Genomic DNA, 20,810 nt, shown 5'->3' with positions numbered 1-20,810 from the left:
AACCAAATTATGAATACGTCACCATCTAAACCCTCTGAAGAATTAACCATAGAGCACTTAAAAGGCGACTTTGGTGCGCAAATAGTCGATGTGGATTTACAATCAGCAGATCAAGAGACCTTAGGAAAAGTCGTGGCTGCATTTCATCAACATGGTGCAATTTTATTGCGCAATCAAACCATGGAGCCCGATGACCTAATGCGCTTTATTAATGCTTTCGGTGAGCCAGAGTTACATACTCAAACCAAGTTTTGCTTACCTAACTATCCGCATATTTTTAAAATTTCGAATATGCTCGATGAAAAAGGTGAACCCATTGGTGCCCATAACGATGGTTTAGGTTGGCATACAGATTATTCTTATAAAGAAGAGCCTGTCATGTGCACTATGTTGTACGCTGTAACCGTCCCTGATGAAGGCGGAGATACATTATTAGCAGACCAAGTTGCGGCCTATGAAGATTTATCGGAAGAAAAAAAGGCACAATTAGATCCCTTAAAGATTCATCACTCCCTCGTGCATTTTATTCAAAATCGAGAATTCAATAGTTATGAAATAACCGATGAACTGCGCCGTGAAAACCCAGACGTTATTCACCCGATGATACGGGTCCATCCCGCTGATGGCCGCAAGGCCTTGTGGGTTAGTACAGGTACGGTAAAACATATTTTAGGAATGGAAGACGACGAAGCCATGGCCTTGGTGGATGAGCTAGTAGAATATATAACCCAACCGAAATATGTGTATGCACACAAGTGGCAAAAAGGTGATGTGTTAATGTGGGACAACCGCTGCACATTGCACACTGGCACCGTTTACGATGATAAAAAATACCAACGTATGGCCCATCGATTATGGGTTAAAGGCGAAAAGCCCATATCAGTAGGTGATGTATAGGCTGGTATTGATGCCAGCGCAATTCAAATAGATTTCAGGGACTGAAGTCCCTGCTACAGGTTATCTTATGGGCTGGTATTGATGCTAGCGCAATTCAAATAGATTTCAGGGACTGAAGTCCCTGCTACCGGTTATTTATGTAAATTACTCTTGGGTAAAGTGGGCTGGAATTTGCGGTGAATCACCACCTTTCACCCACAATATAATTTCATTTCCCCAAGGATCTTGGAAAGCGGCATTTATACCGTTAAATTCAGCCCAAAAATGGTCTTTCCACAAAATACTTGCCCCTCTCGTTTCTGCTCGCTCTAAAATAGCATCAATGCTGTCATCATCGCTGACCAGAATCCAAACCCTTGGTTTGCGCCCTTCAGTTGCAATAGAGCGAGGCTCAACGCCTTCTCGGTTTGGATGAGGACGTGCATTTTCAGCTTTATGTATGCCAAGGTGAAAGTTTCCAATAGTGGTTTCATTTCCGTCACTATCATGCATAACACCGCCCGGAACCATGCGGTGATATATGCCCATTGGACGTGGGTCATTCTCCCAACCAAAAACTTCGGCGTAAAACTCGCCAGCGGCGGCAGGGTCATCAGCACTAAGATCGACAAAAATAAGAGTATTGGGGTAAGTCATTATACTTTCCTGTGTTTTTAATGAAGTTCCCCTTATGATGAATCAATGATTTATCAATACTTTCATATATATGCCTTTTTAATTGATTTCAGTAAGCAATAAAACTATACCAAACCTCGCTCAGCAAAAGACACACAGTCGCCATCCCCCACAATAATGTGATCCAGTACAGTGACGTCAATTAACTCCAAAGCATGTTTGATACGCTGAGTAATATGTTGATCTGCCTGACTGGGTTCTGCGATACCCGAAGGGTGGTTGTGACTTAAAATGATTGCCGCAGCATTAACCCCTAAGGCTTGTTGAACAATCACTCGGGGGTAAACACTGGCAGCGTTAATCGTCCCAAAAAACAATTTTTTAAAGGAAATTAAGCGATGTTGACTGTCGAGTAATAATACGGCAAATACCTCGTTAGGTTCATCTCTTAACTGACTGAGAAGATATTGTTTAGTGCGATTGGCACTATCGAAAGTGTGCTTTCGAGTAAGTGATTGCGCAAAGTAACGTTTCGACATTTCCAAGGTTGCTTGAAGCTGCACATATTTTACTTCTCCTAGACCTTTTCCCAAACAAAATTGGCTTTTGCTGGCATTTAACAAACTGCGTAAAGATCCAAACTGAGTCAACAGTTCTCGGGCCAAATCAACTGCACTTGAGCCCTGTACGCCCGTTCTTAAAAAAATGGCGAGAAGTTCTGCGTCTGATAGGGCTTCACTGCCCATGGATAGGAGCTTTTCTCTAGGCCGCTCCATTTTTGGCCATTCTGATAGTTTCATGCGTCCGTGCCTGAATTAAGGTTAAAATAACGAGCTATTAGTCGTATACCACCAATTAAACCTAGCAAATGATCGCTGATCAGGCCAATATTAAGTCATATCAAATACCTAAGTGTTTTGTCTAACTTGTATATTAGGTAGAATACTGGACAGATTTTCAGTGAATATGTAGACACATGACCATTCAAAAAGACAAGGTTTTACTTGGGGTTACAGGCGGCATTGCTGCTTATAAAACCCCTGATTTAGTGCGTAAGCTAACTGCAAAAAATACGGAGGTTCGAGCTGTTCTAACGGCTTCCGCAGAACACTTTGTTAGTCCTTTAGCACTGCAAGCAGTTTCCGGCAATCCAGTTTCTAATGACTTACTCGATCCTGCGGCAGAGGCAGCTATGGGGCATATTGAATTAGCCAAATGGGCTGATACCATTCTGATTGCGCCCGCTACTGCAAATTTCATTGCGAAACTTGCCCATGGCATGGCCGATGATTTGTTATCTACTTTGTGTTTAGCCAGCAGCGCAAAAATATTTGTTGCTCCAGCCATGAACCAACAAATGTGGAAAGCAGAAGCAACACAGGCAAACCTTGCTATTTTAGCTAAGCGCGGTATCACTATAATTCCCCCCGACTCTGGTGAACAAGCTTGTGGAGATGTTGGGCAAGGTCGTATGCCCGAACCGCAATACTTGGCTGAAATAATCACCCAACCCAAACCTCTTCAACTTTTAGCGGGTAAAAAAATGGTGATTACCGCAGGGCCTACTCGAGAAGCGATAGATCCTGTTCGCTATATTAGTAATCATAGTTCTGGAAAAATGGGTTATGCACTTGCAAATGCGGCAATAGCAATGGGCGCTAAAGTGACTTTGGTTAGTGGTCCAGTCAATATAACGGCTCCTGATCAAGCAACCCTAGTTAAGGTTGAAAGCGCGCTACAGATGCATGACGCAGTAATGGGCAATATACAGGGCGCGGATATTTTTATTGGTTGTGCGGCCGTCGCTGACTATCGTCCTTCACAAGCAGTAAATCAAAAAATCAAGAAGAACAATCAAGAGTTAACCCTTACTTTTACTAAAAACCCTGATATTCTTGCAGATGTCGCAAAACAACAACGGTCAGTGTTCACTGTCGGCTTTGCTGCCGAAACGCAAGACGTTAGTCGTTATGCAAAAGATAAATTACAGCGTAAGCAGCTCGATATGATTGCCGCCAATGATGTATCAAATAGCGACATTGGATTTAACAGCGAACAAAATGCTTTGACTGTTTTTTGGAAAGAGGGTGAAAAATCTCTAGAAGTTGCCGATAAAAGACAACTTGCTTTTAAATTGATGCAATTAGTATCCGAAAGATATAAAGATAAACATGCAACACAATAATTCTAAAAATAATAATATAGTCCTACAGACAGGGAGACATATTGATGCCCGCGAATAAACGTCCAAACCGCAGAGCGCAAATTTTGCAGTGTCTGGCAAGTATGCTAGAAAGTAATCCTGGACAGCGCATTACGACGGCTAAGTTGGCAACAGAAGTGGGCGTTTCAGAGGCTGCTTTATACCGTCATTTTCCCAGTAAAGCGCGGATGTTTGAAGGTTTGATTGAATTTATTGAAGAAACGTTATTTTCTCGCATTAATAAAATCATTAATGAAGAAAAAGACAGTGCAGTGCGTATTCAGCTTATTATTCATTTAATTTTAGGATTCTCAGAAAAAAATCCAGGTATTACCCGAATTTTAAATGGCGATGCCTTAATGGGTGAACAAGAACGTTTACGCAGTAGAATTGCACAAATTTTTGAGCGGCTTGAAACCCAAATCAAACAGGTTTTGAGAGAGCGTAAACTCCGCGAAGGTAAATCTTTACCTGCGGATGAAGCTGTAATTGCAAATATGCTGATTTGCTATACCGACGGCCGTATTAATTTATTTATTCGTAGTGATTTCAAACGTCGCCCCACCGAAGATTTTAAAGAGACCTGGCAGTTCATTAACAAGCAGTTTTTTTCATAGGTTCGTTTCAATAATTTTGTTATTTCTGTTGGTATCTATTCCAGCGTAATTCAAATAGACCTCAGGGACTAAAGTCCTTGCTACAAATTATCTTGTAGGCTGGTTTTGGTGCCAGCGCAATTTAAATAGACCTCAGGGACTAAAGTCCCTGCAACAAATTACCTTGTAAGCTGGTATTGATGCTAGCGTAATTTAAATAGATTTCAGGGACTAAAGTCCCTGCTACAAATTACCTTGTAAGCTGGTATTGATGCCAGCGTAATTCAAATGGATTTCAGGGACTCAAGTCCCTGCTACAAATTACCTTGTAGGCTGGTATTGATGCCAGCGCAATTCAAATAGACCTCAGGGACTAAAGTCCCTGCTACAAATTATATTGTAAGCTGGTATTGATGCCAGCGTAATTCAAATAGATTTCAGGGACTAAAGTCCCTGCTACAAATTACCTTGTAGGCTGGTATTGATGCCAGCGCAATTCAAATAGACCTCAGGGACTCAAGTCCCTGCTACAAATTACCTTGTAGGCTGGTATTGATGCTAGCGTAATTCAAATAGACCTCAGGGACTAAAGTCCCTGCAACAAATTACCTTGTAAGCTGGTATTGATGCTAGCGTAATTTAAATAGATTTCAGGGACTCAAGTCCCTGCTACAAATTACCTTGTAAGCTGGTATTGATGCCAGCGTAATTCAAATGGATTTCAGGGACTCAAGTCCCTGCTACAAATTACCTTGTAGGCTGGTATTGATGCTAGCGCAATTCAAATAGACCTCAGGGACTAAAGTCCCTGCTACGGTTTATCTGTTTACGTTCCCATAAGAAGATTCCTTGACACTAATAATTTCTCAGCTAGTCTATAAAGAACACCTGTTCTTTATTATTTGAGCAAATTAATATGCCCCGCAAGGCCTTATACAATGTAGAAGAAGTGCTTGAGCAAGCAATTGCTGTGTTCTTGGAACATGGTTATCACGGTGCGGCTATGGATGAAATTATCGCTAGAACCGATTTCAATCGTCGTGGGTTTTATATTGAATTTGGTTCTAAACAGCAGTTCTTATACATCGTACTTGCCCATTATCAAGAGCAACATTTGGCAAAAGCCATTTCACACTTAGAGCACAATCAAGGCATGCTCTCTATTCATGGTTTTTTTACAGATTACATCGATTTGGTTAAAGGTCGAGGTTGCTTGTTAATCAACATTATCACCGAGTTGGGATTTGATGATTTAAAAATTCGAGATATTGGCAGGCATTATCTAGATCGCTTACAGATTGATTTTATTGGATGCTTGGAAAAAGCTCAAAAGCTCGGCGAGATTAGACAAGATATCAACATTGAGTCTACCGGATTGCAACTATGCAGCTACGTGCAAGGGTTTGCAGTTAACGGAATTCTAGCCGGTGACACAGATGAACTCATGCTAGCAACACAAGCTATTTTGGGCCCCCTAAAACCTTAATGAGTGTCTGTCTGGCTGACTTATTGGATTAATCCGTAAGAACCTTAATAGTTTTGTGATTAGGGGGCGGATTTCACTTGGCGATTGTCTCAGTTATCGTTAGAATTCAGGCCGGTTTTAACATCTTAAAGTGAGTAATATGACAGCCAAAAATCCTTTATTTCGTGTACAGTTTGTTAGTAATGGTGAACGTTATGAAGTTTACGTACGAGAAGTCAGTCAGGGCAGTATGTTTGGTTTTGTGGAGATTGGCGATTTTGTCTGGGATACCCATACAACACTGGTATTAGATCCAAGTCATGAAAAGTTAAAAACTGAATTTGCCGATGTAAAGCACACCTATATTCCAATGCACAGTGTGTTAAGAATTGATGAAGTGAAGAAACAAGGCACGGCAAAGATTACTGAACTATCAGATAAAGTAACGGCCTTTCCTAGTCCCATTTATACTCCTAAAAATTAGTACTTTTCTGTACCCCATACAGTAAGCTGTAAATTGATAGTTTCAGTACAATTTGTGTTAGAAACGTTATAGTTGTGGGCGTTGCCCAAATAAATAGGAAAGAATCCAAAATGCATATCCCGTTGAGCAGAATGACGATATTTTTCTTGCTGTTTTTATGCCTTCCAGCAACGGCATCCGAACAACAAAAATTGACCAAATTAATGGACAATATTTGGCAATACGAACTCTCCATATCTCCTGTTTATGCAAGCTCTCAAGGCGTACATGACTTCGATGATCAACTTGCCGACATTTCCCCTGAAGGGCTCGCCAGGCAAAATGATCAGTTCGAAAGTTTCTTACATAAACTAGATAACATAAACCAAGAACAGTTACCGCGAACAGATCAAATTAACCTGCTGATGCAACGTTATCGGATACAAAATTATGTCGATGAATATCACTTCAAAGCACATTATGTTCCGCTAACCTCAGAGTATGGGTTTCATAGTGCAATGGCTGGACTTCCACGCTCGAGTCGATTTGCTAATGTGAAGGACTATCAAAATTACCTCTCAAGGCTTGGTCAAATCCCAGCTTATTTCGCCCAGCAAATTGCGTGGATGAAAAAAGGAATGGAAGTGGGAATGGTGCAACCTAAAGCGGTTATGCTAGGTTTTGAAAAGTCTGTTGAAAGTTTTTTCAGTGGGAAAGTTGAAGATAATACTTTTTATAGTCCATTCTTAAAAATCGATGATAGCAATGCCACTGAAGCTCAGAAGCGAGCATTAATAATAGAAGCCAAGGAAGTTATCAAACGAGATGTGATGGGCGCTTATCAAAGCTTTTACGACTTTTTGGTCACCGATTATATTCCTAATGCTAAATCAGATGTTGCTTCTAAAACCTGGCCTAACGGCGAACAGATGTATCAAAATCGTGCCCAATACTATACCACCACAGATCTTTCAGTGGATGATATCCACCAGCTAGGGCTAACCGAGGTGGCGCGCATACGCGCTCAAATGCAGGACATTGTTGATGAGCTAGACTTTCATGGGAGTATCAATGAGTTTATTGAATTCTTACGTACAGATCCGCAATTTTACGCTAAAACTCCTGAAGAATTGTTGAAGTACGCGTCTTATGTAGCTAAACGCATGGATGCAAAGTTACCCAAGCTGTTTTACAAACTCCCTCGCACACCTTACGGTGTTGCACCGGTTCCCGATGCCATTGCACCGAAATACACCACAGGTAGGTATGTTTCACCTAGGCGTGATGATGAGCCAGGTTATTATTGGGTAAACACCTACGCATTAGATAAACGACCTTTATATGCGATTCCCGCCTTAACAATGCATGAAGCGGTTCCCGGCCACCATTTACAAATTTCACTCGCGTCAGAGATGCAGAACTTACCCAATGTACGCCGTTACACCTATATTTCTGCATTTGGCGAAGGCTGGGGTTTGTATTCTGAGTTTTTGGGTAAAGAAGTGGGTATTTATCAAACTCCTTATGAAGAATTTGGACGCTTAAGTTATGAAATTTGGCGCGCGTGTCGTTTAGTGGTTGATACTGGGATGCACATGAAGGGTTGGACACGACAGCAGGCTTTGGACTATATGCTGGAAAATACAGCATTGTCAGAGCACAATGTGACCACGGAAATCGATCGTTATATCTCTTGGCCGGCACAGGCCCTAGCCTATAAAATTGGCGAGTTGGAGATTAAAAAGTTACGAGCTGAAGCAGAAGAAGCCCTTGGGGATAAGTTTGATTTACGCGCTTTTCATGATGCGGTGTTGGAATATGGCTCTATTCCATTGTCAGTCCTTAGAGAAAATATCGCTCTATTTATTGAACAACAAAAAGCATTATAAATAGCAAAATATGCAGAGCTTCAATGCTCTGCAATCAATTTTGGATTAAAGCTCGTTACACTCTTTAAGCAAATAAGCAAATTCCTCTGGATCCACTGGCATAATAGACAAGCGATGGCCTTTTTTGACCAGACCAATCTGTTGTATTTGCGGCATTGCTTTTATGCTTTTTAAACTCAGTACATGTTTGAATTTTTTGACGAATTTAACATCGACCATATACCATCTGGGATTTTCAGGATCTGATTTGGGATCATAATATTTTGACTCTGGATCAAACTGGGTATGATCGGGATAAGCCTCTTTTACCACTTCAGCTAAACCTGCGATTCCAACGTTTTTACAGCTAGAGTGATATATGAATACCTGATCACCGAGTTGCACTTTATCCCGTAAAAAATTACGCGCCTGATAATTTCGAATACCATCCCAATGCTCTGTTTGATTAGGTTTATTCGCTAAATCATCGATGCTAAATGCGTCCGGCTCACTCTTAAATAACCAATAATTCATAATCTACCTTTATGCTTTTCGGTATTACCGGGGTTCATCATACTAACTATTCTCTCAAGTTACCGCAAAACTTGCATCTCTGAAATTGATCAATATACTGTATATAAATACAGTATATTATGTGCTCATTTATTCGGCGCGAATTATCCGGAGTTTAGGTTATTTATGAATACACTATTGGAACACTTAAAAAATAAACGCTTAGTCTGGCAAGGTAATCAACAAGAGCACTGCCTAACCTCTAATAGTACCGGTTATGTTGAACTTGATGATGCACTTCAAGGTGGTTTCCCACAATCGGGAATGATTGATATCCATACTCCCATAGGGATTGGCGAGTTACGCTTGCTATTGCCTGCTTTACGATATCGTCAGCAACACAAACGCTTGTTGGTATTTATTGCAGCCCCAATGCAAATTAACGGTGAAATGTTAGCGCAATTTGGGCTCAGCCTTGAGCAAGTGTTAATTGTACAACCTAATTCTGCAGAGCACGCCCTTTGGAGCGCCGAACAGTGCCTTAAAAGCGGCTGCTGTCATAGTGTGCTAATGTGGCATCAACAGCTTGAAATAGCCCAAACCAAACGTTTGCAACTGGCTGCAGAACAAGGTGACGCTTTGCATTTTGTGCTGCGGCAAAATCGACAAGTAAGCTTATCATTGCCTGTCAGCTTAGCAATGAAACTCAATGCCCATGAACAGGGAGTTGCAGTACAAATAACCAAACGTAAGGGCGGTTGGCCAGCCCAGCCCTTCAATATCAATATGACTCACACTTGGCCCGAATTGGCCCTCAGTCAACGCGCCAGTAATGTGCTGTCATTCCCGCGGGCGAAAGTCAGTTAGTATGCAGCCCCTTTGGTTATATTTACACTTTCCGCATTTGCAGTTGGACAGCCTATGTCATGGGATCTCCTTGTCTCAGGAACCGTCTGCTGAAGGCACTAATCCGCAAATGAGTACTCAGCATGCATTAGTTATATTGCATCATCAGTCAAATTGCGTATTGCAGTTAAATCAAGCTGCTATTGATGCAGGTATCCGCATGGGAATGGGATTGGGGACTGCCGCCGCACTAGATCAACATTTACAGGTATTGCCTTATAAAAGAGATGTTGAACAAAAAAAATTAGTTGAGATAGCCGAACATTTGTACTTAGTGACCTCAGATATCAGTCTTTTTCCACCGAATGGTCTGTTGTTACGGATCCACAATATGCTGATGCTATATAATGGGCTAAATGGTTACTGGCGGGTTATTAAGAACCAACTGAAAGACTTTCAGGTAACCTATTATTACGCCAGCGGACAATCCCCTTATGCAGCGAGGATCCTCGCCCGTACAGCATGGAATCAGATCAGTGATCATCTGCCTATGCTGCAACATCAAATTGGTATACGACAACTAACGGACTCTGAGCTAGATAAGAAAACCGTTAGCAAATTAGCCCGAGTGGGTATCCATAATCTTGCAGATTTGATGGCGTTGCCCCTAAAAGATGTCGCCAAACGGTTTAACATAGATTTAGTAACATACTTGGGTAGGCTAAGTGGTGAATTTCACCATTCAGTGAATTTTTATCACCCCCAATCGAAGTTTCAACGTTATCTAGAGCTACTCTACGAAATAAGTCACACAGACACTCTGCTATCGCCAATGAGACAGTTGTTAGCAGCATTAGAACAGTTTTTAAAAATCCGCGATTTACTTACTCAAAAAATTATTTTTACATTATATCAAAGGGATAATAGAACACTGACACTAGAAGTAGGATCAGCCCAAGGAGAGTATCTCGCCGACAAATGGACGAATCTCAGCACCTTAAAATTAGACAACTTGGTTTTACAGGCTCCCATATTTGCCCTGGAGCTAAGTGCTCCTGACACCCAATTACGTAGTCCCGATAAAGCTGATTTATTTAGTGCCAGTAAAGGTACTCTCACCTATTTACAGTTAATTTCATTACTCCAGGCCAAACTAGGAGAGGAAGCGATTTCGCAGGTGGTATTAGATGACGACTTTCGTCCCGAGAAAGTGAATAAATATGTACCACCACACCTAGAGGTAACATCAAAGTCGATTTCAACCTATCCATTACGACCTAGCTTTATGCTACAAACTCCTCAGCCATTAACGGAAAAAGTATCTATCATACATGGCCCAGAGCGCATAAGTACCGGATGGTGGGACAACCAACAAATCACCCGCGATTATTTCATCGCTCGTAATCAACATGGCCAGTGGCTATGGATATATCGCACCACTAAAAGCCTGTGGTTTGCCCATGGTTTTTTTAGCTAAGCTGTGAGTGAAGAAGATTAATTCGAGAGCAACCTATGGCCTACGCTGAGTTATTCTGCCAATCTAATTTTAGCTTTTTACATGGTACTTCACATCCTCAAGAGCTAGTTCAACAAGCCCATTTTTTAGGCTACGAAGCCATTGCAATTACTGATGAATGCTCAGTTGCGGGAGTAGTAAGGGCTTACACCGAAATAAAAGATCATCAACTGGCAATTAAACTTATCGTTGGAAGTTACTTTAAGCTCGATAACAGCTTAGAGTGCGTTTTGTTATGCCCTAATCGAGAGGCTTATGCGGAACTATGCCGGATCATTACGAATGCCAGAAGACGCTCACCTAAGGGGGAATATAGCTTAGCTAAGTGGGATCTTAAAACCATCAAACATTGCTTACTATTATGGTTACCCAAAGGAGCATCAAGTGTTGACGAACCATGGGCGAGCTGGTTAAAAAAGCACTATAAAAACCGTTTGTGGATCGCGGCACAACGTCACCTTACCGCCAATGAGCATGTGATGCTCGCACACTATGAGAAGCTTAGTCAGCTATTTGACCTTCCAATCTGTGCTTGCGGCGGTGTATTGATGCACAATCCAAGTCGCCTTCCCTTACAACATATACTCAATGCTATTCAGCACCGAACTACGGTTGCAGAGCTTGGGCGCGACTTAGTCTCCAATAGTGAGCGGAGTTTACGAAGTCAGGAAAAGCTCAATAAGCTATTCAAACGAACTTGGTTAGATAACGCTGTAGAGATTGCACGTAAGTGCGACTTTAATTTACGAGAATTACGTTATGAATATCCAGCAGAGTTGATCCCAGAAGGAAAAACACCCAAACAGCATCTCCGAGATCTGGTAGAAGTAGGTATTAGGAAACGTTTTCCAGAAGGCATCAAACCTGAGATCCGGCATATTATTGAGAAAGAACTAGTGCTTATTGAGGAACAAGAATATGAATTCTTTTTTCTCACTATTTACGATGTCGTGCAATTTGCCCAATCTCAACACATTTTGTATCAAGGTCGCGGGTCAGCCGCCAATTCGGTAGTGTGTTACTGTTTAGAAATTACTTCTGTCGATCCTCGCCAAATTAATGTGTTATTTGAACGTTTCATTTCTAAAGAACGAGATGAACCCCCAGATATTGATGTGGACTTTGAGCATCAAAGGCGTGAAGAGGTCATTCAATATATTTACTCTAAATACGGACGAGAGCGCACGGCCATAGCGGCAACAGTATCCTGCTATCGATTTAAAAGTGCATTGCGAGAAGTAGGTAAGGCGCTAGGTATAAATGAAACCCAGTTAGATTTTTTTATTAAGAACATTAACCGCCGAGATAGTGGTCTCAATTGGCAAGCACAAATTGCCGAACTAGGCTTAGATCCAGCCTCGATAAAAGGTAAGCACTTTATCACATTGGTAAATGAGATAATGGGCTTTCCCAGACACCTATCTCAACATGTAGGTGGGTTTATTATTTCATCAGGACCTTTATATCAGCTTGTACCTATTGAAAATGCAGCTATGGCAGACAGAAGCGTTATACAGTGGGATAAGGATGATTTAGAAAGCCTTGGCCTGTTGAAAGTTGATGTATTGGCATTAGGCATGCTCACCGCCATTCGTAAATCTTTCCAATTAATCGAACAACACTACGGACACGCTCTTAGCATCGCGCAAATAACCAAGCTCGAAGATGATCCACAAGTGTATAAAATGATTCAACAAGCCGATACCGTAGGCGTTTTTCAAATCGAGTCTCGTGCTCAAATGAGTATGTTGCCTCGTCTCAAACCGAAGACCTATTATGATTTGGTTATTCAAATTGCCATCGTTAGACCAGGACCAATTCAAGGCGATATGGTGCATCCATTTTTACGTAGGCGTGATGGCAAAGAGCCCATCGAATACCCCTCGGAAGAGGTAGCAGGTGTATTGAGCCGCACCATGGGAGTACCCATTTTTCAGGAGCAGGTTATCCAGCTAGCCATGGTGGCAGCCGGTTTTAGCGGTGGCGAAGCCGACCAATTAAGGCGGGCAATGGCCAGCTGGAAAAAAAATGGACAGCTGATGCAGTTCCAACACAAACTCATCAATGGCATGCTTGAGCGAGGTTATACTCAAGATTATGCGCAGCGCATATTCAATCAAATATGTGGTTTTGGCGAATATGGATTTCCAGAATCTCATTCTGCTTCTTTTGCGGTACTTGCCTATGTTTCATCCTGGCTAAAGTACTATTACCCTCAGGCGTTTTATGTCGGCCTATTAAACAGTTGGCCCATGGGCTTTTATCCCCCAGCGCAGTTAATTCAGGATGCAAAGCGACATCACATCAAGATACTCCCCATTTGTATCAATCAATCTGATTATGAACATATTTTACAAGCAAATGGGGGGACGTTTGCCATACGTTTAGGGTTACGTATGATTAAGGGTCTGCCCAAAGGGGCTGCAGAGTTAATGGTTAAACAGCGTCCTGCCACTGGCTATAAGTCTGTTGTTGAACTAAAGCACCTAGCTCTCCAGCGAGATCACATGGAAGCCCTAGCCAGCGCAAATGCCCTAGCAACCTTAGCTGAAAATCGTTATAAAGCACGTTGGGCATTAATGGAAACCGAGTCCGAGCTACCCTTGTTTAAAAATCAGGAACAATCATTCTTATTTGATATTACTCCCTCAGATGTGGAAGAAATGGTTGAAGACTATGCCGCCACAAGTTTGTCATTAACGCATCATCCAATTAAGTTATTACGCAACGCAGGGAAATTAGGTAAATACACAGCGGCAAAACAGTTAGCTGGCAAGCAGCATAAATCCGTCGTAAATGTGATTGGTGTTGTCATCGGAAGGCAAGCGCCAGGTACTGCAGCAGGAGTCACATTTATGACCTTAGAAGATGATACCGGCTGTAGTAATGTAGTGGTATGGCAAGCCACCGCCCGGGCGCAAAAAAAAGCCTTTTTAAAATCGAAAATACTGAAAGTCAGTGGTATTTTGGAACGCGGTGACGGTGATGTGACCCACATCATTGCAGGGAAAATTACTGATTTAAGTCACTTACTCGAAGATTTGAATACGACCTCCAGGGATTTCCACTAAGCCCTTAATAAAACGCAAGGTTTATTGAATCTGAAGCCGTTTCAATGCATCTAGGATATTACTAGGAATAGCAGTACTCTGGTTACTTTGCTTATCAACAAACACATGTACAAAATAACCTTGGGCAGAAGGAGCGCTCTCCCCTTCTACAAAAATCCCTATTTCATAGGTCACAGAACGGCTACCTAAACGAGAAACCCGTAAACCAAGGTGTAACTCTTGGGGGTAAGCAATGGGTGAGAAATACTGACACTGTGATTCAACCACAAAGCCCACCACGCCATCATTATGGATATTCAAACCACCCTCTTCGATTAAGTAGCGGTTCACTGCACTGTCGAAATATGCGTAGTATTGGACATTATTCACATGTCCATAAATATCGTTATCCCCCCAGCGAGTTTGCATGGAATAAAAAGCGTTATAATCGTCCCGAGTAAATTTTGTTGACATGTTCAAACCTAAAAACACTAGTAAGACTAGCCCCTACATTTTCACCGAGCTCTATATGCAGGGACTATCGCTTTTGTTAATCGTAAAATGGAGCTCTAACTTCCGTTAAACTTCTAAGCTCAACAGGACGTTGTAACATTTGCCCACCATCACGACCAATGGGAACCCATGGGATCTTTCCTCGTCCTTTAGCTGGTGCCAACGAGAACAAATCAAATGGTATGGAAATATAGAAACCTTTAGTAAAGCTTCCTTCTCCGTACTCTTCCGCTGAAACATTGGTAAAGGCAGCGTAGGCTCCAACAATAATGCCACTATCGAACCGTTTAGCAATATCGATATTAACACCCTTATCTTTCGCCAAGAACTGACCAGCTTTTACAGTAAGTTGCATATCTGGTAGAAACTCAGGGGTCCAATAAACGCCCGCATGACCGGTAAAGGCTTTGTAGTCGAAGAAACCTGTTTCGTTATTAAAATCACGCTGTTGAACGTAATTGAGGTCAATACCGAAAGACAAGTTACTATCCACTGGACGATATAAAATTTCGGTACCAATACCACCAAACATGGTTTCCAAATATCCGCCATACACTTGAGCATAAGTATCTTCTGCGATTTGATCGAACCAATGCAAGTAAGCATTTTCCATAGTCACGTTACCGCGAGTCACATACTCTCGAACTTGGGTACGTACTCTAGGTAATACTGCAGTTTCAGAATCGACTAAGAAATTAAACTTATCGAAGTTTTCAAGCAGGGTTACTTTTAATCCCCCCCGTATAGAGAAGTTTGGATTGAATTGATAACCGCTATTTAAATATGCTCCACCTTGATAAAGATAGAAATCTTCTGGATTACCGAAGGTTTGGATCCAAAATGTCTCCATACTGAAAAATCCTCCGGAGTAATCTTTTGGTTCATAATTATCAAACGTGGACTGATTGGGGTTTTGACGCACATAGGTAGAATGAATATCCGTATCTAACCCCTGGTAATTTGCTGCAATTTTAAACTGCTCGGCATCAATTTTTGTTTCTAACATTGGAATATTAGCCAGTGTATCCACCAACTTGTAGGTCTTAATAGAATCAGGTAACTCAGAGGCTAGAATTCTACCAACTCGTTCAGTGGCTTCTTTGTGATCACGATAACCTAATTGTGATCCATAAAAGGTCATTTCGTCTTCGCCAGTATGGGTAGCATTGATGATAAAACTACCTTCGTTCACTAAGTCGGCGTAAAGACGATCACGATTGAGCGTCGCTATCGAATCTGCAGGTTTGGCATTCGTTAATTCTCTAGGAGGGCGGTCAAATTTATGCTGCTTCACCGTATGCATATTAAAATTATATGACACACCAAAACCAAAAGTATTTCCCCTTTGGTAACTCAAATTAAAGTCCCAGTTATTGTATTTATAAACCGCCCCAAAATTCCATTCGCTGTCTTGTTCTAGGGTTCCAGCACGATCATTTACATAATCATTGCCGTCATATTCAAGTTTGAGCGTTAACCCTTCCAATGGCGTTTTATATTCTATTCCGCCAAAAACGGACGCCGGCCCCTTAAAAAATTCGTTATAGTCGATTTTTCCGCCGCGGCCACCAAACCCACCAGGGCGCTCACAAAACGAATCCTTAAGTTCACAAAAAGGATTAGTGATATTTCCTCCAGCACCTAAATACCCCGTACCTATCCCAAGGTGTATATCAAAAGGGCCTAAATTTTTACTAAAGTTTAGAAATTCGCTACTAAAGAAACCTGTTCCCCCTATGTCCATTAATCCAAAAGACACATCTGGTAAGTAATAGCCCTCTTTGATCAATCGAAACTTAACATCTATCCCTTTATCTTTAAGGGTTTGATCACCGCTAAAGCTTGCATCTTGACTGTAGAGTTGAGTCCTTACGTCAGTATAACGAACGGTAGATTCCATCCAAGGGAAAAGCTGTAAACTTGCTGACCAGAATCGATATTCATCTATATCGTTGTAATTTAGCGTAAACGAGCCTTCTTTAGCCATTCTGGCGGTGGGAGTCTGTATTAGGCCGGTACCACCGCGAACCATTTGCGATAGGTTACCGTTATCGTCGTCAAAAGGTTGCTCTGCAGCTGATACTGTTGTTGTAACTAGCGCACCTAACGCAAGGTTAGCGATTGCTGCAGAACCCCACATTTTTTTAATTCTAATCATTCAATTACTGTCCTATTTACTGCCAGTTCAGCAATAAGCTGGTTAAGCTGGGTATTGTCCGAAAACCATTGAGATTCGGCTAACGGAACATAAATTTGGCTGCCAGGCATGACTTGTTGGCAATCATGGTTCCAATAGGCAATAGGTAATTTACGAATGACCCCGTCAGGTTGGATGGCATAAATAAAACTGCTCTCTGCAGAATCTAATTTACGAATATTTGCCACAATATTTTCAATACATTGATTGTTTTCATATGTTAGCACTTTGGGCTGTGGTACTGCCCCAAAAAGATATAAGGAAGGATTTCGCTGACGAAATATTAAGCTGTACTTACCATCATCAAATAAGGGATTATAACGAAGTACAAACCTAGCAAAATCATAATCAATGGTAATGTTGATACGTTGAGCGAGTTTCCAGCTTTTTATTTGCTCGATAAGCTTATTTTGGCTAGATGAATCAAGGTCTTGGGAGAGGTTTTCAAGTTTTTGGATAAGCTCGATTCTTTTATTTTCCGCTAAATTGCTATCTAATTTGAATAATTGAGTATTAGGCCAATACCAATTAGGTTTCAAATCTATGGATTCTAGCACTTCGGTCAATCTAGGGTTTTCTGCAAAATTCAACACCCTATTATTAACGGTTACTTCCACTTGAGAATGTGCATAACTTGAAATACAAAGTGTTAACAGGGTAACTTTAAAAAGATCAATTAATCTAGTCATTAGCCGTCTCCAACAAGCGCATAGCTCTGCTAACATATTGCATATCATAACGCTCAGTTAAGCCTGAAAACTGTTGTGATGAGCGCAACAACTGTCCACTTTGCATATGATACCAATACTCATTCTGCCAACTTTCAGTATTCCCTAACGCGTCTTGGGTAGTCACATATTCTGTTATTTTTATGGTCAAAAATTGCTGTTCTAATATTGCCAGAGGAATATTACTTTCACGGCTAAAGCTAGAATGGAGTTTAACTCCATACTGTTGGGGATCTAAGTCTAAATAACTATTCCAAGTCGCATTTTCCGTAATATTGCTTTTGGACGCCATAGGATCATTATCTAAATTATCAACATAAATTAAGTTATTATCTAAACCTAAAGTACGCACTAACCTGCCATTTTGCGTAATCATTACAGCATCATCTGCAGACACCCATTTGTATTGGCTGTTTTCAATAAAGGCTAATGCCAAAGTCACATAGGGGCGTTCGCCCGCTTTTATATAAAGAAGATCGACCGGGCTTGTTAAGACAGATTCTTTGTTTAACGTCACATTGTCTTTACTACTAAAATACAATTTTATATTTTGTTGATAAGCTCTTTGAGTAGACGAGCAAGCCGACAGAAAAACTAAGCTACAGATTAGTAAGCTAAATATTATTTTCATTGTTATCCAGAATAGATATTTACAACCAATAAAAAAGCCGCCAAAAAGGCGGCTTTAAATCTTTAACCAAACTTAGATCGAAGGCGAATAAGTATAGGTAACAGGAACAGTAATAGTTGATGTACTAGTTGCAGTTCCAGTAGTAGTGACGGTAATGGTAGTACCAATACATACACCATCTACTAAATCATCATCACCTTCACACGTAGGAGTTGGAGTCGGTGTAGGAGTAACAGGACGCTCTGGAGCATCGCCATTTGAATTTGAAACAACAGCGGCTAAAATTGTAGCGCCAACTGCACCAGCAGCGATAGTACCTGCTGTTAAACCACCTAAAGCACCGCCGCCAGCACCAGCTCCGCCAGTTTGTTCTTGCTGAGCTTGTACACTAACAGAAGCTACAGCTGTAGCTACGGCTAATCCAATTAAACTTTTTCTCATCACTTTTCCTTGAAAGTATTTGACACCTGATGCTGGATATTAAAGTATCCGTGCAACGATCTCAATGGCTAATTTACGATCAGCTACGAATTTAAAGAACTTTTTAATCTTAATTTGAGTAAAACCATTTAACTGTGTTTTAAAACAGACATAAAACGTCTTTTAATTAACACTTTTGCAACATAATTCCATTATATTTCAATACCTTTAACTGTTTAAATATACTCAAAGCCATCTATTTATTGGCCTTCAGACCAGACAGCAAATTCATTGCCGCTAGGCTCCTCGAAATGAAAACGGCGTCCCCCAGGAAACGAAAAAATAGGACGTGTAATCCTACCGTTGTTGACTTTAATCTTGGTTAAGGTTTGTTCAATGTTAGCACTATAAAAAACCAGTAATGCCCCCCCTTTTTCACTGAGATTACACAAATCAGCCTTATAAAAACCACCATCTAATCCTTGATCAGAAAAAGAAGTGTAATCGGGACCATAATCAACGAACTTCCAATTGAATACAGATTCAAAAAATTGTTTTGTACCATTGAGATCCTTTGCAGCAAACTCTACATAATTTAACTTTTCATGGGTATTCATTGGTCTTCCTATTAGTTATTTAATAACGCGTTATTTTGGCGAAATTAATGTTTTTGCTGAACTTAAATAGATCCGTCAATTAAACTTGATTGCTTTCTTACTTACACTTAACTCTTTTTAATGTAGTTTATAAGGAGTTTAAGTGTGTTGGAAAATATAATGCTCAATAAGAAGTTTTTGATATGTATTCTGGTGTTGAATCTAACCTGTGTATTTTCGCCAGCTTCCCTAGCAAAAAATGACCAGAACAGGATCGAAGTTAAAGTCTTTGTCGCTGCCATGTTTGAAATAGGTAAAAACAGTGGGGATAAAGCAGGGGAGTTCCAACATTGGTACAAGCGCTACTTTAAAGACAGCACGCCGTTGCACGTTAAAGGCGCTCAGAGCCCAGTTTTTTGTAATTCAGATGGCGTATGTGGTTCAGTGTTAGGAATGGGCAAAGTCGCCTCTTCAGCATCCATGCAAGCTATTTTACTTTCCCCTCATTTCGATTTCACACAGGCCTATTACGTGCTTAGTGGTGTAGGTGGCACACCCCCTTCGAAAGGTACTATTGGCGATGTAAGCTGGGCAACCTGGTTAATTGACTATGATCTGGGACATCGATGGAAAGCAAACGAAGGAAAGAAAGGTGAGCCCACTTTTATGCCACGTAAGGGGTATGAAGACATTCGACGCTACCAACTTAATGCAAAATTAGTCCAGTGGTGCTTATCCTTAAGTCAATCCGTCGAATTAACAGATTCACAATCAGCTATGACGTATCGCATGCGCTACCCTCAAACAGAAGCTAGACGCAGTCCGTCTATCACCACCGGAACCCATGTGACCGGAGATACATTCTTTCACGGTCCTGGACTTTCCCAGCAAGCACAATACATTTCCAAGTTATATGGGGCTGATGATTATATCATTACTGAAATGGAAGCCACTGCTTTAGCGCAAGTTCTATCAAGAACCGTGGGAACAAATCGAGTAATGAGTCTTCGAGGAGCGGTAAATTTTGACCAAGGTAATCCCAACGAAAGCACTCTTGAACACTTGGATCCGGCACCAGGCGAAACAGCCGGTGGTTTTGAAGAGACAGTCGAAAACATAGTATTGGTAGGCAGTAAAGTGGTTGATACTATCGTAGAAAATTGGTCTGAATGGCAGGTTGGCGTTCCTGATTTAACAAAACAATAATTAGCTAATAAAATCTTGGATGAGTTAAATCACTCATCCAAGATGATAGTGTCAATTAACGCTGAACTGTAATACGTACAACTTTGTCATATTGACGGTGATCGAACTCACCTGTAGCAGCACCAGTTTCATCAGTCACAGGGAAAACATACCGAGGAGTCATAACAACCTCATAATTATAATCGCCAGAAGGACGCACCTCGACTTCTAAGAAACCATAATGCTTACCGCCAGAAATTAACTGCTCTCCGTCCCAAACTTCTGGAGCATCTCCATGTGCACTCCAATGAGTTAATTGAGCTTCAAGGGGCAGTAAATCAAATGGTACGTACTCAGTCGTCGGTGGATAACCTGGTCCTCTTGTTAACCACAATGTAAAACTGAGCCACTTGATCAATTGAATTCTGATCCATTTGTATCAAACTAGGTGTCTTTTGAGAGATGCCTATGATCACAAAGGAAGAGTTAATGAAAATTCAGATTTTAT

Annotated in this window: 20 protein-coding genes; 10 read left to right on the top strand and 10 right to left on the bottom strand. The window is 41.1% G+C overall.

From position 1 onward, the window contains the following. Positions 1-9 precede the first annotated feature (9 nt). Complete coding sequence (locus tag ACYVIL_RS02690; RefSeq protein ID WP_460311471.1) at positions 10-897, top strand: TauD/TfdA dioxygenase family protein; 888 nt, start codon at positions 10-12, stop codon at positions 895-897. A gap of 144 nt (positions 898-1,041) precedes the next feature. Here the strand turns inward: ACYVIL_RS02690 and ACYVIL_RS02685 are convergent, their stop codons facing one another. Continuing rightward, entirely contained in the window at positions 1,042-1,533 is a 492-nt protein-coding gene (locus ACYVIL_RS02685) for a VOC family protein (RefSeq protein ID WP_303472890.1), read from the bottom strand. A gap of 104 nt (positions 1,534-1,637) precedes the next feature. After that, positions 1,638-2,312, bottom strand: coding sequence for a RadC family protein (radC, locus tag ACYVIL_RS02680; RefSeq protein WP_460311470.1), 675 nt, complete (start codon positions 2,310-2,312; stop codon positions 1,638-1,640). 176 nt (positions 2,313-2,488) lie between these two features. Here radC and coaBC point away from each other — a divergent pair, with 176 nt between their 5' ends. The 5 genes from coaBC to ACYVIL_RS02655 all read left to right on the top strand — a co-directional run bounded on the left by coaBC (position 2,489) and on the right by ACYVIL_RS02655 (position 8,128). After that, positions 2,489-3,697 carry a bifunctional phosphopantothenoylcysteine decarboxylase/phosphopantothenate--cysteine ligase CoaBC gene (gene coaBC / locus ACYVIL_RS02675; RefSeq protein WP_460311469.1) on the top strand — a complete coding sequence of 403 codons (1,209 nt, stop codon included), beginning with the start codon at positions 2,489-2,491 and terminating at the stop codon, positions 3,695-3,697. 44 nt (positions 3,698-3,741) lie between these two features. Beyond that, entirely contained in the window at positions 3,742-4,332 is a 591-nt protein-coding gene (gene slmA, locus ACYVIL_RS02670; RefSeq protein ID WP_303472884.1) for a nucleoid occlusion factor SlmA, read from the top strand. An 895-nt stretch (positions 4,333-5,227) separates the two neighbouring features. Then, entirely contained in the window at positions 5,228-5,797 is a 570-nt protein-coding gene (locus tag ACYVIL_RS02665; RefSeq protein WP_303472882.1) for a TetR/AcrR family transcriptional regulator, read from the top strand. A gap of 139 nt (positions 5,798-5,936) precedes the next feature. After that, positions 5,937-6,260, top strand: coding sequence for a DUF1820 family protein (locus ACYVIL_RS02660; protein ID WP_303472879.1), 324 nt, complete (start codon positions 5,937-5,939; stop codon positions 6,258-6,260). 110 nt (positions 6,261-6,370) lie between these two features. Next, the gene (locus tag ACYVIL_RS02655; protein ID WP_460311468.1) at positions 6,371-8,128 is read left to right on the top strand and encodes a DUF885 domain-containing protein; all 1,758 of its coding nucleotides are present in this window, start codon (positions 6,371-6,373) and stop codon (positions 8,126-8,128) included. A 45-nt stretch (positions 8,129-8,173) separates the two neighbouring features. Here the strand turns inward: ACYVIL_RS02655 and ACYVIL_RS02650 are convergent, their stop codons facing one another. Next, positions 8,174-8,641: an EVE domain-containing protein gene (locus ACYVIL_RS02650; RefSeq protein ID WP_460311467.1), complete on the bottom strand. Its 468-nt coding sequence runs from the start codon at positions 8,639-8,641 to the stop codon at positions 8,174-8,176. 165 nt (positions 8,642-8,806) lie between these two features. Between ACYVIL_RS02650 and imuA the strand changes: the two genes are divergently transcribed. The 3 genes from imuA to ACYVIL_RS02635 all read left to right on the top strand — a co-directional run bounded on the left by imuA (position 8,807) and on the right by ACYVIL_RS02635 (position 14,053). Continuing rightward, positions 8,807-9,487 carry a translesion DNA synthesis-associated protein ImuA gene (gene imuA, locus ACYVIL_RS02645; protein ID WP_460311466.1) on the top strand — a complete coding sequence of 227 codons (681 nt, stop codon included), beginning with the start codon at positions 8,807-8,809 and terminating at the stop codon, positions 9,485-9,487. Positions 9,488-9,557: 70 nt separating this feature from the next. After that, positions 9,558-10,943 carry a Y-family DNA polymerase gene (locus ACYVIL_RS02640; protein ID WP_460311465.1) on the top strand — a complete coding sequence of 462 codons (1,386 nt, stop codon included), beginning with the start codon at positions 9,558-9,560 and terminating at the stop codon, positions 10,941-10,943. Positions 10,944-10,978: 35 nt separating this feature from the next. Continuing rightward, the gene (locus tag ACYVIL_RS02635) at positions 10,979-14,053 is read left to right on the top strand and encodes an error-prone DNA polymerase (protein ID WP_460311464.1); all 3,075 of its coding nucleotides are present in this window, start codon (positions 10,979-10,981) and stop codon (positions 14,051-14,053) included. 21 nt (positions 14,054-14,074) lie between these two features. On the opposite strand, the gene ACYVIL_RS02630 is transcribed toward ACYVIL_RS02635, so the two are convergent. The 6 genes from ACYVIL_RS02630 to ACYVIL_RS02605 all read right to left on the bottom strand — a co-directional run bounded on the left by ACYVIL_RS02630 (position 14,075) and on the right by ACYVIL_RS02605 (position 19,138). Continuing rightward, complete coding sequence (locus ACYVIL_RS02630; protein WP_303472870.1) at positions 14,075-14,506, bottom strand: acyl-CoA thioesterase; 432 nt, start codon at positions 14,504-14,506, stop codon at positions 14,075-14,077. A gap of 76 nt (positions 14,507-14,582) precedes the next feature. Then, entirely contained in the window at positions 14,583-16,703 is a 2,121-nt protein-coding gene (locus ACYVIL_RS02625) for a YjbH domain-containing protein (protein ID WP_460311463.1), read from the bottom strand. Next, positions 16,700-17,431 carry a capsule biosynthesis GfcC family protein gene (locus ACYVIL_RS02620; protein ID WP_460311462.1) on the bottom strand — a complete coding sequence of 244 codons (732 nt, stop codon included), beginning with the start codon at positions 17,429-17,431 and terminating at the stop codon, positions 16,700-16,702. The genes ACYVIL_RS02625 and ACYVIL_RS02620 overlap by 4 nt, the downstream gene beginning before the upstream one ends. Continuing rightward, complete coding sequence (locus tag ACYVIL_RS02615) at positions 17,424-18,101, bottom strand: YjbF family lipoprotein (RefSeq protein WP_460311461.1); 678 nt, start codon at positions 18,099-18,101, stop codon at positions 17,424-17,426. Before ACYVIL_RS02615 ends, ACYVIL_RS02620 begins: the two co-directional genes overlap by 8 nt. Before the next feature lie 72 nt (positions 18,102-18,173). Next, entirely contained in the window at positions 18,174-18,542 is a 369-nt protein-coding gene (locus ACYVIL_RS02610) for a hypothetical protein (RefSeq protein ID WP_460311460.1), read from the bottom strand. A 239-nt stretch (positions 18,543-18,781) separates the two neighbouring features. Further along, positions 18,782-19,138 carry a VOC family protein gene (locus ACYVIL_RS02605; RefSeq protein ID WP_303472860.1) on the bottom strand — a complete coding sequence of 119 codons (357 nt, stop codon included), beginning with the start codon at positions 19,136-19,138 and terminating at the stop codon, positions 18,782-18,784. A gap of 159 nt (positions 19,139-19,297) precedes the next feature. On the opposite strand from ACYVIL_RS02605, the gene ACYVIL_RS02600 reads away from it, so the two are divergent. Beyond that, positions 19,298-20,323: a purine-nucleoside phosphorylase gene (locus ACYVIL_RS02600; RefSeq protein ID WP_460311530.1), complete on the top strand. Its 1,026-nt coding sequence runs from the start codon at positions 19,298-19,300 to the stop codon at positions 20,321-20,323. 55 nt (positions 20,324-20,378) lie between these two features. Here ACYVIL_RS02600 and ACYVIL_RS02595 read toward each other — a convergent pair whose 3' ends face one another. Next, positions 20,379-20,720: a hypothetical protein gene (locus ACYVIL_RS02595; protein ID WP_460311459.1), complete on the bottom strand. Its 342-nt coding sequence runs from the start codon at positions 20,718-20,720 to the stop codon at positions 20,379-20,381. Positions 20,721-20,810: the final 90 nt, after the last annotated feature.

Source organism: Aliiglaciecola aliphaticivorans, from assembly GCF_054782055.1.
The sequence above is the reverse complement of the archived record's forward strand: the minus strand, read 5'-3'. Positions and strand labels throughout refer to the sequence as shown.

Coding starts and splice junctions, on each gene's coding strand:
- ACYVIL_RS02690 (WP_460311471.1), top strand. CDS start 10: ATGAATACGTCACCATCTAAACCCTCTGAAGAATTAACCATAGAGCAC.
- ACYVIL_RS02685 (WP_303472890.1), bottom strand. CDS start 1,533: ATGACTTACCCCAATACTCTTATTTTTGTCGATCTTAGTGCTGATGAC.
- radC (WP_460311470.1), bottom strand. CDS start 2,312: ATGAAACTATCAGAATGGCCAAAAATGGAGCGGCCTAGAGAAAAGCTC.
- coaBC (WP_460311469.1), top strand. CDS start 2,489: ATGACCATTCAAAAAGACAAGGTTTTACTTGGGGTTACAGGCGGCATT.
- slmA (WP_303472884.1), top strand. CDS start 3,742: ATGCCCGCGAATAAACGTCCAAACCGCAGAGCGCAAATTTTGCAGTGT.
- ACYVIL_RS02665 (WP_303472882.1), top strand. CDS start 5,228: ATGCCCCGCAAGGCCTTATACAATGTAGAAGAAGTGCTTGAGCAAGCA.
- ACYVIL_RS02660 (WP_303472879.1), top strand. CDS start 5,937: ATGACAGCCAAAAATCCTTTATTTCGTGTACAGTTTGTTAGTAATGGT.
- ACYVIL_RS02655 (WP_460311468.1), top strand. CDS start 6,371: ATGCATATCCCGTTGAGCAGAATGACGATATTTTTCTTGCTGTTTTTA.
- ACYVIL_RS02650 (WP_460311467.1), bottom strand. CDS start 8,641: ATGAATTATTGGTTATTTAAGAGTGAGCCGGACGCATTTAGCATCGAT.
- imuA (WP_460311466.1), top strand. CDS start 8,807: ATGAATACACTATTGGAACACTTAAAAAATAAACGCTTAGTCTGGCAA.
- ACYVIL_RS02635 (WP_460311464.1), top strand. CDS start 10,979: ATGGCCTACGCTGAGTTATTCTGCCAATCTAATTTTAGCTTTTTACAT.
- ACYVIL_RS02630 (WP_303472870.1), bottom strand. CDS start 14,506: ATGTCAACAAAATTTACTCGGGACGATTATAACGCTTTTTATTCCATG.
- ACYVIL_RS02625 (WP_460311463.1), bottom strand. CDS start 16,703: ATGATTAGAATTAAAAAAATGTGGGGTTCTGCAGCAATCGCTAACCTT.
- ACYVIL_RS02620 (WP_460311462.1), bottom strand. CDS start 17,431: ATGACTAGATTAATTGATCTTTTTAAAGTTACCCTGTTAACACTTTGT.
- ACYVIL_RS02615 (WP_460311461.1), bottom strand. CDS start 18,101: ATGAAAATAATATTTAGCTTACTAATCTGTAGCTTAGTTTTTCTGTCG.
- ACYVIL_RS02610 (WP_460311460.1), bottom strand. CDS start 18,542: ATGAGAAAAAGTTTAATTGGATTAGCCGTAGCTACAGCTGTAGCTTCT.
- ACYVIL_RS02605 (WP_303472860.1), bottom strand. CDS start 19,138: ATGAATACCCATGAAAAGTTAAATTATGTAGAGTTTGCTGCAAAGGAT.
- ACYVIL_RS02600 (WP_460311530.1), top strand. CDS start 19,298: ATGCTCAATAAGAAGTTTTTGATATGTATTCTGGTGTTGAATCTAACC.